At 45.7% G+C, this 13072-nt stretch carries 10 protein-coding genes; 3 read left to right on the forward strand and 7 right to left on the reverse strand.

Annotated elements, in window-relative coordinates; all coding sequences use genetic code 11:
• Positions 1 to 161: 161 nt before the first annotated feature.
• The 7 genes from DQM55_RS09580 to DQM55_RS09610 form a co-directional block, all read right to left on the reverse strand.
• Entirely contained in the window at positions 162 to 2399 is a 2238-nt protein-coding gene (locus tag DQM55_RS09580) for an alpha-galactosidase (RefSeq protein ID WP_111676456.1), read from the reverse strand.
• 108 nt (positions 2400 to 2507) lie between these two features.
• Complete coding sequence (locus DQM55_RS09585) at positions 2508 to 3452, reverse strand: AraC family transcriptional regulator (protein WP_172454789.1); 945 nt, start codon at positions 3450 to 3452, stop codon at positions 2508 to 2510.
• Position 3453: 1 nt separating this feature from the next.
• Positions 3454 to 4332, reverse strand: coding sequence for a methylenetetrahydrofolate reductase [NAD(P)H] (gene metF / locus DQM55_RS09590; RefSeq protein ID WP_002896521.1), 879 nt, complete (start codon positions 4330 to 4332; stop codon positions 3454 to 3456).
• 137 nt (positions 4333 to 4469) lie between these two features.
• Entirely contained in the window at positions 4470 to 6722 is a 2253-nt protein-coding gene (gene metE, locus DQM55_RS09595; protein ID WP_111676460.1) for a 5-methyltetrahydropteroyltriglutamate--homocysteine S-methyltransferase, read from the reverse strand.
• Between the two features lie 244 nt (positions 6723 to 6966).
• Positions 6967 to 7950, reverse strand: a complete 984-nt coding sequence (locus tag DQM55_RS09600) for a hypothetical protein (protein ID WP_111676462.1) — start codon at positions 7948 to 7950, stop codon at positions 6967 to 6969.
• 39 nt (positions 7951 to 7989) lie between these two features.
• Complete coding sequence (locus DQM55_RS09605; RefSeq protein ID WP_111676464.1) at positions 7990 to 9087, reverse strand: AI-2E family transporter; 1098 nt, start codon at positions 9085 to 9087, stop codon at positions 7990 to 7992.
• 78 nt (positions 9088 to 9165) lie between these two features.
• Positions 9166 to 9537 carry an insulin activator factor gene (locus DQM55_RS09610; RefSeq protein WP_111676466.1) on the reverse strand — a complete coding sequence of 124 codons (372 nt, stop codon included), beginning with the start codon at positions 9535 to 9537 and terminating at the stop codon, positions 9166 to 9168.
• A 132-nt stretch (positions 9538 to 9669) separates the two neighbouring features.
• Between DQM55_RS09610 and pabB the strand changes: the two genes are divergently transcribed.
• The 3 genes from pabB to DQM55_RS09625 all read left to right on the forward strand — a co-directional run bounded on the left by pabB (position 9670) and on the right by DQM55_RS09625 (position 13058).
• Entirely contained in the window at positions 9670 to 11400 is a 1731-nt protein-coding gene (gene pabB / locus DQM55_RS09615; protein WP_111676468.1) for an aminodeoxychorismate synthase component I, read from the forward strand.
• Position 11401: 1 nt separating this feature from the next.
• Positions 11402 to 12016, forward strand: coding sequence for an alpha/beta fold hydrolase (locus DQM55_RS09620; protein ID WP_111676960.1), 615 nt, complete (start codon positions 11402 to 11404; stop codon positions 12014 to 12016).
• A gap of 133 nt (positions 12017 to 12149) precedes the next feature.
• Positions 12150 to 13058, forward strand: a complete 909-nt coding sequence (locus DQM55_RS09625; protein WP_111676470.1) for an ABC transporter ATP-binding protein — start codon at positions 12150 to 12152, stop codon at positions 13056 to 13058.
• Positions 13059 to 13072 lie beyond the last annotated feature (14 nt).

Raw genomic sequence — 13072 nt, forward strand, 5'->3', positions numbered from 1 at the left:
TTATTTTATAAAAGCTTCACCCTATTATATACCTTTTTGAAAGCCTTTTCCTATAGAATTATCAGAGATAATGGTACTATCCTTTTTTTCTCAGAGGAAAAAGCAAGAAGGACAGCTTTTAATCAGCTTGTTCCTTCTGCTCTTTTTATTCCCCATCTTATCTACTCATCTTCTGCTTCAAATAGCCAGAGTTTAGAATCAAAGTCATAGCTCGGCTTTTGCTCAGAATCCTCCAGAAGCTGACCGCTGGAAGCGTCCGTGGTGACCAGCCCAACTCGCATAAGCTCAGCCCCCGTATAGGCACGCCCCTCTAGCCGATAGACCTTATCCGCAGCCAGTCCTTTCAGTTGCAAACGCTGATGAGAGCGATTGACTTGATTGAGGGCCTTGAAAGTGCCTAAAAGTGCAGTGTTCTGATCCTGACTGACAACCATCCAAGCTGTCTGTCCATCTCCCTTAAATGGCGACCGCAGTCGATAAAAAGTTCCATTATGAATCAGATCTCGATGGCGCTTGTAAAAAGCTATCTGTTCCCTGACTTCAGCCAATTCCTCTGGGCTTAGCTGATTAAGATCCAGCTCATAGCCAAAGGAACCGAAAAAGGCGACATTGCCCCGCGTCTTCAACGGAGTCAGACGGTTGGTCTGGTGATTGGGCACGATGGAGACATGAGCCCCCATAGACGAAAGCGGATAGAGAAGGCTAGTCCCGTACTGGATTTTCAAGCGCTCGATAGCATCCGAATCATCACTAGTCCAAGCCTGAGGAGCATAATAGAGCATACCTGGATCAAAGCGGCCTCCACCTGAAGAGCAGGACTCAAATAACAGTCTCGGATACCGACTGATTAAACGCTCATACAAGTCATAAACACCCAAGACATAGCGGTGAAAAATCTCTCCTTGCTGATCGGCTGGCCAGGCAGCTGAGAAGACATCCGTCAGAGGGCGATTCATATCCCATTTGATATAATCCAGCTGCGCTTCCTCGATAACCGCTGATAGACGCTCAAAAATCTCATCCACTACTTCCGGCCGAGAATAGTCCAAAACAAACTGGTTCCGACCATGGTGGGGCTGTCTATCTGGCACTGCCAGCAGCCAGTCAGGATGAGTTCGGTAGAGTTGGCTGTCCTTATTGACCATTTCCGGCTCAAACCAAAGACCAAACTGCATGCCCAAACCGTGAATACGCTCTGCTAGCGAGCCCAGCCCCTTCGGCAGCCTTTCTGGATTGACAAACCAATCCCCCAGCCCAGCGCGATCGTTAGTCCGCTGGCCAAACCATCCGTCATCTAGCACAAAGAGCTCCACTCCTACATCTTGAGCCTTTTCAGCAAGCTCCAGCAGCTGATTCTCACTAAAGTCAAAATAGGTAGCTTCCCAGTTATTGATGAGAACAGGACGCGCTCGCTCGCGCCAGTAGCCCCTAGCTAGGCGTCGACGAAATAGCTGATGAAAGACTTGACTCATGCCGTTGAGGCCCCGCTCAGAATATACTAGCAGAGCTTCTGGACTGGTAAAGGACTGGCCTGCAGCCAGCTTCCACTCAAAACCAAAAGGATTGATGGCTAGCTGCAACCGGGTCACATCATAGGTATCCACCTCAGCCTGAATGAGAAAATTACCTGAATACACCAAGGCCGTTCCTAGTACTGGACCTGAAAATTCAGTCGTTTCCGGTCGCTTAAGAGCCACAAAAGGATTGTGGTGGGGACTGGAAATGCCGCGGGTTGACTCAATAGACTGAATCCCCTGCTGAAGCGGGCGCTCCTTGATATGGCGTTCCCGGGCCCATGCCCCTGATAACTGCAGCCAGTCATAATCAGCATCTGGCAGATCAAGCGACAGACTAGCTAGGGATTCCAAGTAGCAAGTTTCCCTGCCTTGATTAATCACTTTGCTGGAGCGAGTGATAACCGGCCAATCAGCAAAAATCGTATAAAACAGCTGAACTTCTACTTCTGTCACCTCATCTCGTAGGGTTAGAATAAGAGTCTTAGCCTCCGTTTGAGTCTCTGTATAAGTAGCGGGCAGCCCCTCTAAAGCAGGCTTACCATCTACTATCTGATGACTGACATAGACAAAATCAGTAATACGCAAGCCATTTTCCTGCCGCAGACAGATAGCGGGATGACGAAAATCTGTCGTGCCGTATTCTGGAAATTCCTGCCGCACATGCTCCAAAGAATAGCGTAAATCTCCTTCTTTCCGATAGGTCGTCATGGGCCGATGCTGCAGCTCCACCAAATAAGAATAATCCCGCTCTGGTACCACCACTCCGTAGTAAAGCTGCAAGAGTTTACCATCCTCATAAACCCGAAAGATATAAGAAATCTCGCCATTAGTCAGATGAAATTGCCGGCATTCTTCCTTAAACAAAATATTCGCCTTATTCATGACCTTCTCCTTTCGCTGTCTCTAATCATACTTCTCCTTTCATTATAAAAAAGGCCACCCCTTTTGGTAAGCCTTTCTTTCTAGTATTATTTATCCAAATGTGACTTTTTACAGCTCCTGCCCCAGATGAGAGCTAGCCTTGCGAAAATTCAAAGGCGACTGGCCACGCGCCTTCTTGAAGGCTTTTGAAAAGCTCTGTATTCCGGCAAAACCTGTCTTACTGGCAATCTCTTCCACCGAAAGCTGACTGCTCGTCAGTAGATCAGCGGCCATATTGAGTCGCAAGTCATTGCTGTACTCCTTAATCCCCTTGCCTACTTCATCCTTGAAAAGCCGAGATAGGTAGGAAGGGTGCAGAGCCAATTTCTGCGCCAACGCCTGCACAGATAAATTTTCTGGCAGATGACTGCTCAGCAGTTCCAAAACCTGCTGGACATAAGGATTGACCCGACGGCTTTCCGTGATTAAGGATGTCTGCTTAAGACGTTGGGACAAGAGTTCTAAGAAGCGATAAACTTGCCTTTGCAGAGCTAGTTCAGCTGTTATTCCGCTGCCCTCATAGGCCAGACTTTCAAAGACCAAGGCCTTAAATTCCTGCAAAGAAGTCAGTTCAAAAGACCACTGGCCCGACTGTAAGCCCAGAGCCTGCAGATAAGGAGGCAAGAGGCGCCCCCCCAGTCCCATCCAGACATAAGACCAAGGTTCTTCTCCATCAGCCTGATAAAAGACCGACTGACCCGGCGGCACCACAAAGCCCTGCCCTTCCTGCAAATCATAGCGTTGATTGCCAACTGAGTAAGTCCCCCGCCCCTCCAGTACGATATGAATGACATGAACATCCCGAACAGCCGGCCCAAAGCTATGATGGGCTTCCGTTTTTGAATAACCGCAGAAGGCAAAAAAACAATCTTCTTGCCCAAACTGCATAGACTTAACCAAGGTCAGCGAATGCTCCATCAGCTCCTCCTTAGATTTGGATAATTTTTTTATCCTTATTATAAAAAAAAAACCACTAAACAGCAACTGAATCTGATTAGTGGTTTCTTCATTCATCTTAAAAAGATTGAACGGATGGGTTATGATTAAAGAGAGCATGGGTAGCCTTATAGATATGGTAGGCTGTTGCAGCGTTATTCATAGTATAAAGGTGTATGCCCGCCACATCCTGAGTCACCAAGTCAACAATTTGATCCACAGCATAAGCCAAACCTGCTGCTCTCAGAGACTCTGGGTCATGTTCGTACTTATCCAGAATAGCCCGGAATTTTCTCGGAAGCTTGATATTCTCGCAGGTCTTGAGCAGGCGCAGAGCCTGATTGCGATTGAGAATCGGCATAATCCCAGCATGGATAGGCACTTCAATACCCGCTAAAATACACTTGTCCTGAAAATCATAAAAGCGCTCATTGTCAAAGAAAAGCTGGGTCACCAGGCTAGAACAGCCAGCATCCACCTTTTTCTTCAGATTTTGAATATCCGAAATCTGATTTGGCGAATCTGGATGGCCCTCCGGATAGCAGGCTCCGATGATGTCAAAATGCGGTGCTTCTGTCTTGATGTATTCGATCAAGTCAGTCGCATAGGTAAAATCATCCTTAGGGGCTACATCTGGAAAAATATCCCCTCGCAAAGCTAAAATCTGATGGACACCAACCCGATCTAGAGACTGCAAAATGTTGGACACCATGTCCTTGGTCAGATAAACCGCGGGTAAGTGAGCAATCGTCGGAATCTTGAGGTCGTTGGCGATGAACTCAGTCAAACGAACCGTCGTCTCCTCAATGTCAAACTTATTATTGCTGGCTGTCACACTAATAAAGTGAGGGGCCAGATCTTGCATCTCTCTCAACGCCTGAAAAATCTTATCATTGCCTACTGCCGGATTGGGAGGAAATACTTCAAATGAGAGACTAGGTGTATGACGACGAACCATATAACAAAAAGTTCCTTTCAATGATGGTAGTGATAGCTGAGGACAATCCTAGAAGAACAACTTCTGCAGGATTGTCAGCTCTGCTTCAATTTTAGTATGTTCCTCCATCAAGATCAATTTTTGAGGTTCGAGGAGGATTATTTCAGGTGTTGTCTAGCTGCTTTGGCTGCTTCTACTAAGCGCACCAAGCTAGCCTTGGTTTCTGGGATACCACGAGTTTTAAGACCACAGTCAGGGTTGATCCAGACCTTGCTGCTTGGCACCTTAGCCAAGATAGCCTCAATCGTATGGTCAATTTCTCCTTCATTTGGCACGCGCGGTGAGTGGATATCGTAAACTCCAGGCCCCACTTCTGTCTGGAAGTTCTTAGCCTTAAGCTCATCCAGTATTTCCAAGTTAGAGCGACTAGCTTCAAAGGAAATCACGTCCGCATCCATGTTGTCAATAGCTGGGATGATATCGGTAAATTCTGAGTAACACATGTGAGTGTGGATTTGTGTATCTGGCGCTACTGTAGAGTGTACCAAGCGGAAGGCTGGAATTGCCCAGTCAAGGTAGTCTTCGTACCAGTCGCTGCGACGGAGTGGCAATTTCTCACGAAGAGCAGCCTCGTCAATTTGAATAATCTTCACACCAGCAGCTTCAAGGTCAAGTACTTCATCTTTGATAGCAAGAGCGATTTGAAGAGTTGAATCCTTGATAGAGATGTCTTCACGCGGGAATGACCAGTTGAGGATGGTAACAGGTCCAGTCAGCATACCCTTAACAGGTTTGTCAGTACGGCTTTGCGCATAGCTAGACCATTTGACAGTGATTGGGTTGAGACGAGTAACATCACCCCAGATGATTGGTGGTTTCACCCCACGCATACCGTATGATTGTACCCAACCGTTCTTAGAGAAGAGGTAACCTGACAGGTTTTGACCGAAGTACTCAACCATGTCATTACGCTCGAACTCACCGTGCACCAGCACGTCAAAGCCGACTTCTTCTTGCCACTTGATCCAGTCATCGATTTGCTCAGCCAAGAACTTGTCATAGTCTTCTGCTGACAATTCGCCCTTGCGGAAGGCCAATCGTTTGGCACGGACTTCCTTGGTTTGAGGGAAGGAGCCAATTGTCGTAGTTGGTAACGGTGGCAGATTGAGTGTCTTGTGCTGAATTTCCTCACGCTCTGCAAAGGCTGGCAAACGAGTGTAGTCAGCATCTGTCAAGCCAGCGATACGCGCACGAAGTTCGGCATTTTCACCAACACGTTCAGTCGCAAAGAGTTCTTTGTTGGCAGCAAGTGCTTCTGCACCGCCGCCATTGCGGATAGCATCCAAGTCACGGATTTCATCCAATTTTTCCACCGCAAAGGCAAAGTGGTTCAAGATTGCTGGTTCAAATTCTTCGTTAGCCGTTGTAAATGGCACATGGAGCAGTGAACATGAGCTTGTCAACACAATATTTTCAGCCGGGATTTGCTCAAGCACTGCCAAGCTCTTTTCGTAGTTGTTGCGCCAGATGTTTTTACCGTTGACGATACCCGCATAAAGAGTCTTGTCAGCTGGGAAACCACCTTTGACAAGTTCAAGTGTTTTCTTGCCTTCGACAAAGTCCAAACCAATCGCATCTACTGGCAAGTCTACAAGGTCTGTATAGATGTCACGAACATCACCAAAGTAGGTTTGAACCAAGACTTCAAGACCTTTCTTGTCTGCCAGAAGCTTCTTATAAAGGTCCAAGAAGAGAGCTTTTTCTTCTGCTGACAGATCCTTGACCAGACTTGGCTCATCCAGCTGGATACGCTCTGCGCCCAGCTCTGCTAATTTTGCAAAAACTTCTTGATAAGCTGCAGCTAGTGCATCTACAAAGTCAGCCGGAGCCACACCGTCTTCAAAGTCAGATACTTGCAGGAGAGTGAATGGACCAACCACAACTGGACGGGTTACCAAGCCCAACTCTTTAGCTTCTGCAAATTCATCAAAAATCTTATGACCTGCAAGCTTGACTTGGGTTTCTTTTTCAAATTTAGGAACAATATAGTGGTAGTTGGTGTTGAACCATTTCTTCATCGGAAGAGCGCGGACATCTCCTTTTTCGCCCTGATAACCACGAGCCAAGGCAAAATACTGCTCCAAGTCAGTCAACTCCAAGCCTTGCACAGATGACGGTACCACGTTAAAGAGAAAGGCCGCATCCAGTACATTGTCATAGTGAGAAAAATCATTTGACGGAATCTCTGAAATTCCTTTTTCCTTAACAATATTCCAGTGCTTAGCTCGTAGCTCTTTGGCCGCAGCCAGAAGCTCTTCTGCTGAGATTTCATGTCTAAAGTATTTTTCAGTTGTAAATTTCAATTCGCGGAATTCGCCCAAACGTGGGAAACCAATGATAGTCGTTGACATAAACGTCCTCCAAAATTTTTCTTGATTTTATCTTATCAGAAAATCTCCCCTCTGTATAATTGGAATTTCCCAGAGTTTGATATAGCCTAAAACTATAACCAACCTCATCAACCAATCCAAAATCCCCATTCTAGCAATACTATTGACTAAAATTATTGTTTGCTATAGGTAGAAATTATGACCCTGGAAAAAGAAAAACCAGCGAGAATAAAATCTCGTTGGTTTCTATAATATCTTGTATTACTTACTCTGTTTCATGATACAGCTTTTTAGCCTTTTCAATATCATAGTATCTGTCAAACTCTTCTTTAGAGTTGACGATATGCTCCTGACTGTCGACAGACACCTCTTGAGGAATGGTCACAGCTTCATATACATTCACAGTATCCGGCATAAGTAGACTGTAGACAGCTGCCTCCCTACTAAAACCTTCTGCACTGTTCTGCGAGTGTAATAAATACACTGTTGTTCCTTTTTTTTCTAGAAGCTTGTAAGCCTTCGAACTACTATCAAATTGAGTCTGGCCTAAAACGGATTTATCTACCCAAACTTCTCCACCAGGAGTAGTGGTATAAATCCCACTTGATTTTTGGTCCCAATTAGTCGCTTTCTTTATGAAAGGTTTTCTCACGTAGTCTTGAGCTAAGATCTCATTTTCTTCCATTTTTCGATTCTTTAAATTGAGGAAAAGCGGCCTTGTTTCCTGAGGATTCTCTAAATCTCGTATTTCTATCCATAAATAGTCTTGACCTTGCCAAGTGTAAATTCCTCCTAGTTCTGCTGGTAAATAATTAGAATTGTAATTCTCTACAACTTTGTAGAGATCTATCTCCTTTTCTTCTTTAAGTTTTTTGTCATTGATATGATAGACACTAAGAGTCCAATAGGCACCGTCAGATGGTCTTTCCATCAAACGAAAGGGGAGCTCTTTCAGTTTAACATTCTGCCGCAGAATATAGCGAGAACTGTTTTGGTCAATTTTGTAAGAAGCATAACTACCGAACTCAGCCATCTTTTTGTCTTCTTCTGGGGTTGTTGAAACCCAATGGACAATAGCGCCCGCACCATCCGCAATCATTTCATAATCATCAATCTTTGCTTTACCCGTATACTTATGAAATTGTCCGTAATATTGTTTATTGCAGTAGAGATAGAGAGTCCAAGCCAGTAAAGATGATAGTAATACTACTCCCAAGGTAATAACTGTTTGTGTTTTAGTCCATTTCATAATTAAGCTCCTATTTTTGCAAATTTATCGTCTAAGTAATTAGGCAACTTCTCCATTCTCATTTCTCTCCTCCTTCTCCACAACAAACTCTCTAACCAAGCGGTAGATAACTGCAAAGATAGGCGTGAAGAAAATCATGCCGACCAAGCCAAAGAGGTTCCCCCCAATCAGGGCGGCGGCTAGGGTAAAGAGAGTTGGGAGACCAACGGATTGGCCGACCACGCGCGGATAGATGACATTGCCCTCAATCAGCTGCACTCCCTGAAAGACTGCAATTGAAAGGAGGGCTTTCCAAGGGCTGTCGGTAAAGATAAAGATAGCTCCCAAAGCACAGGCTGAGAATGGCCCAATGTAGGGAATGAAAGAGAGCACTCCAGCTAAAACCCCAGTCAGGGCAGCATAAGGCAGGCCTGTCAGAGAGTAGGCTATAAAGACTAAAATCCCAACAATGACGGCCTCTATCATCTGCCCCATCAGAAACTTATCATAGGTCTCAACAATGACAGAACCGACATAGGATAGGCGTTTCACAGCCTTCCCAGGAAGCAGGACTTGCAAGAGACGGCTAGTGATTGTCTGCAAATGCTCCTTGCTGCTCAAGAAAGCAAACATAAGAAAGATAGACATGATGACAGAGAAGAAGTTGCCAAAGATGGCAGAGATATTGCCTGTCAGACTGCCCAGAAGAGAGATGGCTCGGTTGACAATGTCGCTGTTTTGCAGCTGCTTGGTCAAATCTTTCAGCTGGCTAGAGGAAAGCAAGCCAGACTGCTGCAGCCACTTGGCTACCTGAGGCGCTACCTTACCGATTGTTGCGCTCAGCTGATTGACCGCTGTGGTCAGAGTTGGCACGACGATAGAAACAATTCCTGTCATAATGAGAACTAAAATCAGCACCTCTAAAACTAAGGCCAAACCGCGCTGCAACTTCTGAGGGACTCGGCATTTGTCCAAGAGGTCTTCCAGCTTTTTCATCGGGACATTAAAGATGAAGGCTAGGACTCCACCCAATATAATGGGTGAAAAAACCGAAGTCAGACTCTGCAGACCAGACCAGATGTTCCCGATATAGAGAACCAGAGCCAGAGCAAGCGCCGCAAAGACGATTAGTTTATAAGATTCATTTATTTTTTTCATAAGGCTTCCTTTTAAGGTTTTGTCATTTCCTTATTTTATCATAATTTTCGAGGGCTTTCGAGCAGGAGGAAGCATGGGTTAGTCAGCTTTGTCATCGCTCTTGAATTTGGGTACATCTTGAAGATAAAAAATCCCCGATATGATAGCTAGAACGCCAGCCAAGTTCCCCAAAAATGGAATGATTCCTGCAAGAAAGGCGAAAAAGAGAAGCTTATGGCTCATCTTATTGACTCTTGGCTCTTCACTATAATGAGCCATTCCAGCTAGGGAAAGGCAAAGAAACAGCAAGCTGATCAGTATGATCAGGACGCCCCAGTCAGACTTTTCGACCATCTTGGGAATTAAAGCAACTATTTCCCAGTGCCATCTCTGAGAAGAAGCGTAAAGGATGATGAGGCCTCCTAAAATTCCAGTAATTCCATTTACTAATAACAATTTATTTGATTTCATAGCAATCTCATTCTTTCTTTTTTAAACATAGTATACCTAGCTACTTTCTAATCTGTCAACCATTATAAAAGAATGACTGTTTCATCCGATAAATCCGTTTTCATTCAAATTATCTTATGATAAAATAACTTTATGCACAAGAAAACGATTATTGATTTTAAGCAGTTGGGTCAACGCCTGATTTTTACGAATCCCATCAAGGAGCTAAAGACTCGCCGTCTTGATCAAGTGGAGGAACTTTTGACAGAGATTGAGGGCTGGCAGGAGAAAGGATACTATGCTGTCGGCTATGTCAGCTATGAAGCAGCTCCAGCCTTCGAGGAAAAGTTCCAAGTTCATTCGGCTCCGCTCCAGAAAGAATACCTCCTCTACTTTACTATCCACGATAAGGCTGAGGAGGCTTCCATTCCCTTGACCTATGAGGAAGTGGAAATGCCAGCAGTTTGGCAGGAGCTGACTTCTGAGCAAGAGTACCAGAAGGCTATCGAGACTATCCATAATCATATCCGCCAGGGCGACACTTATCAGGTTAACTACACGGTGCAGCTGTGCGCGGAGCTCAATCCTGAGGATAGCTTGGCTATTTACAACAGGCTGGTCGTTGAGCAAAATGCGGCCTACAATGCTTATGTAGAGCATGACGAGACCGCCATCTTGTCCATAAGCCCTGAGCTCTTTTTCGAGGAGCACCGAGGCCAACTGATCACTCGTCCGATGAAAGGGACCACTAATCGGGGACTGACCTTAGAGCAGGATAGAGAGCAGGCTGCATGGCTGGCCCAGGATGCCAAAAACCGAGCAGAAAATATGATGATTGTCGATCTGCTGCGTAATGACATGAACCGCATTTCTCAGACGGGCAGTGAGCGAGTTGAGCGTCTCTGCAGTGTCGAGCAATACTCTACGGTCTGGCAGATGACCTCTACTATCAAAAGCCAGCTGCAGGAGAGAGTCGGGCTGGCAGAGATTTTCAAGGCGCTCTTTCCTTGCGGATCCATCACAGGCGCGCCTAAGATTTCGACCATGGCTATCATCAAGGCGACAGAAAAAGCTGCCCGCGGGGTCTACTGCGGTACAGTCGGCATCTGCCTACCAGACCAGAGACGGATTTTCAACGTCGCCATCCGCACTATTCAGCTAGAGGGAAGGAAAGCCATCTATGGCGTTGGCGGCGGCATCACTTGGGACAGCACATGGAAATCCGAATACACCGAAACCCAGCAAAAATCTGCCGTCCTCTATCGGAAAAATCCGCGATTCGACCTGATTTCTACTGGAAAAGTAACGGACGGACAGCTGACCTTGCAAGACCAACACCTGCAAAGACTGACAGAAGCAGCCGGCTACTTCGCCTATCCTTTTGACCAAGACAAACTGAAGCAAGAGCTAGAAGAAACCTGCACTCAGCTAGACAAAGAAAAAGATTATAGGCTACGTATAGCTCTAAAAAAAGACGGCAGGATTGAACTAGAAACGACTCCTCTACTACCATTAACAGAGACTTTCAGAAAGGCAAAACTGGTCGAGCAAACAGCCAATCTAGCCCAGCCTTTTACCTATTTCAAAACCAGCCATCGGCCACATCTGACCTTGGAGCAGCAAGAACAGATTTACTACAATGCTCAAGGCCAGCTGTTGGAAACTTCTATCGGCAATCTGCTGCTGGAGCTAGACGGCAAACTCTACACCCCGCCAGCTGAACTAGGCTTGCTCAAGGGTATCTACCGCCTGCAGTTACTGGATAAGGGACAGGCTACTGAGAAAGTTTTAACGCTAGCTGATCTGGCTCAAGCAGAGAAAATCTACGCCTGCAATGCAGTCAGAGGACTGTACGAGCTGGAGATTAATAAAGGAGAGCTCTGATATTAAAGTTATCTTTCTGCACGGACTGGGGCAAGATGAGTATTCTTGGAAAGAAGTTCAAGAAGCCCTTGCTGATATCCCAACGGAGTCGCTGGCTCTTTTTCCAAGGGGCAATGAAAGCTACCAAGACATTCGACAAGCAACCCTGCAGCACCTTCAGGCCCAAAATCAACCTTTCATCTTAGTCGGTTTATCACTCGGTGGCCTGCTGGCGCTGGACCTGGCTGACCAAGCCCTTCCTCATCTAAAGGGCTTGATTTTATCCGGAACTCAATACAATTTAGCAGATAATTTTCTCTACAGACTGCAGATTCTCGTCTTTAAACTGATGCCTAAAAGCATCTTCACCAAGCAAGGAGCCGATAAAAGCCAGATGATACGGATTTTGACCGAGCTACGTAAGGTAAATCTCACTGATAAAGTAAAGAAAATCAAGCTTCCCAGCCTGCTTGTTTACGGCAGCAAAGACAAACCCAATCTAAAAGATGCCTATGAGCTTAACAAGCTGCTGAAAGATTCTCAGCTTTGCATTATAGAAAATGGCGGCCATACTCTAAATATCCAAATGCCAGAAACATTTGCTCAAATAATAGAGAAGTTCCTACATGAGTTCTGACCCTTTTACAAGACAAACCAAAAACTTTAGAAATATTTGAGAAATTCTTTATAAATATTTGAAGGTTTGGCGCTATACTAATTAATAAGAAGAGGAGTTTTCTCTCCTAACATCATGAAAAGGAGACTTGATCATGGAAAATGTTTTGGTTTTACAGCAAGTCAGCAAGAAATTCGGCCGGCAGTACGCTCTGACCGATGTGAGTCTGACGATAAAAAAAGGAGATATTTACGGTTTGATTGGCAAGAACGGGGCCGGAAAGACCACTCTGATCAAGGTCATCACCCAACTCTTGGAAGCAAGCAGTGGCAATGTCTCCCTCTTTGGCTCTCAGAACTATCAAGAATGGACGCAGAGCCTCAAACGGGTCGGATCAGTTATCGAAACTCCGGTTGCTCACAACCACCTGACAGCCTATGAAAATCTCAGCTACTACTGCAAGCTCCGCCATATTCCCCATGCGGACAAAGTCATCCGTGAAACCTTGGAATACGTGGACTTGACGGATACCGGCAAGAAAAAATTCCGCGACTTCTCACTCGGGATGAAACAACGGCTGGGTCTGGCTATCGCGCTTCTTACCAGACCTGACCTGATGATACTAGACGAGCCTATCAATGGCCTGGATCCGGTCGGCATCAAGGAATTCCGCCAGCTGGTGCAGCGACTAAACGAAGAGTTGGGCATGACCTTTATCATCTCCAGCCATATCCTGTCTGAACTCTACTTGGTGGGTAACCGGTTCGGCATTATCGAGGAAGGACGACTGATTCGCGAGATTTCCAAGGCGGAGTTTGAAGAACAGAGCGAAGACTATATCGTGCTTAAAACGTCGCAGTTGGAAGAAGCCAGCCGGCTGATTCACGACCAGCTCATGCATCGTATCAAGGTGGTCAATGCCTCTGACGAGATTCATATCTTTACCCATTCGCATGAGATTAGCAAGATTGTCAAGGAACTTGCGGTCGCAGATATACCGGTGCAGGAGATTTACTATGCACGACAAAACCTAGAAAACTTCTTTACAGACTTGGTCAAATGAAAAAGGGAGGCTTA

The sequence above is a fragment of the Streptococcus sanguinis genome, assembly GCF_900475275.1.
Classification (GTDB): domain Bacteria; phylum Bacillota; class Bacilli; order Lactobacillales; family Streptococcaceae; genus Streptococcus; species Streptococcus sanguinis_N.

Excerpts from the sequence above, each read along its gene's own strand:
- DQM55_RS09610 (WP_111676466.1), bottom strand. The coding sequence starts at position 9,537 with ATGAAATCAAATAAATTGTTATTAGTAAATGGAATTACTGGAATTTTA.
- DQM55_RS09605 (WP_111676464.1), bottom strand. The coding sequence starts at position 9,087 with ATGAAAAAAATAAATGAATCTTATAAACTAATCGTCTTTGCGGCGCTT.
- DQM55_RS09580 (WP_111676456.1), bottom strand. The coding sequence starts at position 2,399 with ATGAATAAGGCGAATATTTTGTTTAAGGAAGAATGCCGGCAATTTCAT.
- DQM55_RS09600 (WP_111676462.1), bottom strand. The coding sequence starts at position 7,950 with ATGAAATGGACTAAAACACAAACAGTTATTACCTTGGGAGTAGTATTA.
- metF (WP_002896521.1), bottom strand. The coding sequence starts at position 4,332 with ATGGTTCGTCGTCATACACCTAGTCTCTCATTTGAAGTATTTCCTCCC.
- DQM55_RS09625 (WP_111676470.1), top strand. The coding sequence starts at position 12,150 with ATGGAAAATGTTTTGGTTTTACAGCAAGTCAGCAAGAAATTCGGCCGG.
- pabB (WP_111676468.1), top strand. The coding sequence starts at position 9,670 with ATGCACAAGAAAACGATTATTGATTTTAAGCAGTTGGGTCAACGCCTG.
- DQM55_RS09585 (WP_172454789.1), bottom strand. The coding sequence starts at position 3,452 with ATGAATGAAGAAACCACTAATCAGATTCAGTTGCTGTTTAGTGGTTTT.
- metE (WP_111676460.1), bottom strand. The coding sequence starts at position 6,722 with ATGTCAACGACTATCATTGGTTTCCCACGTTTGGGCGAATTCCGCGAA.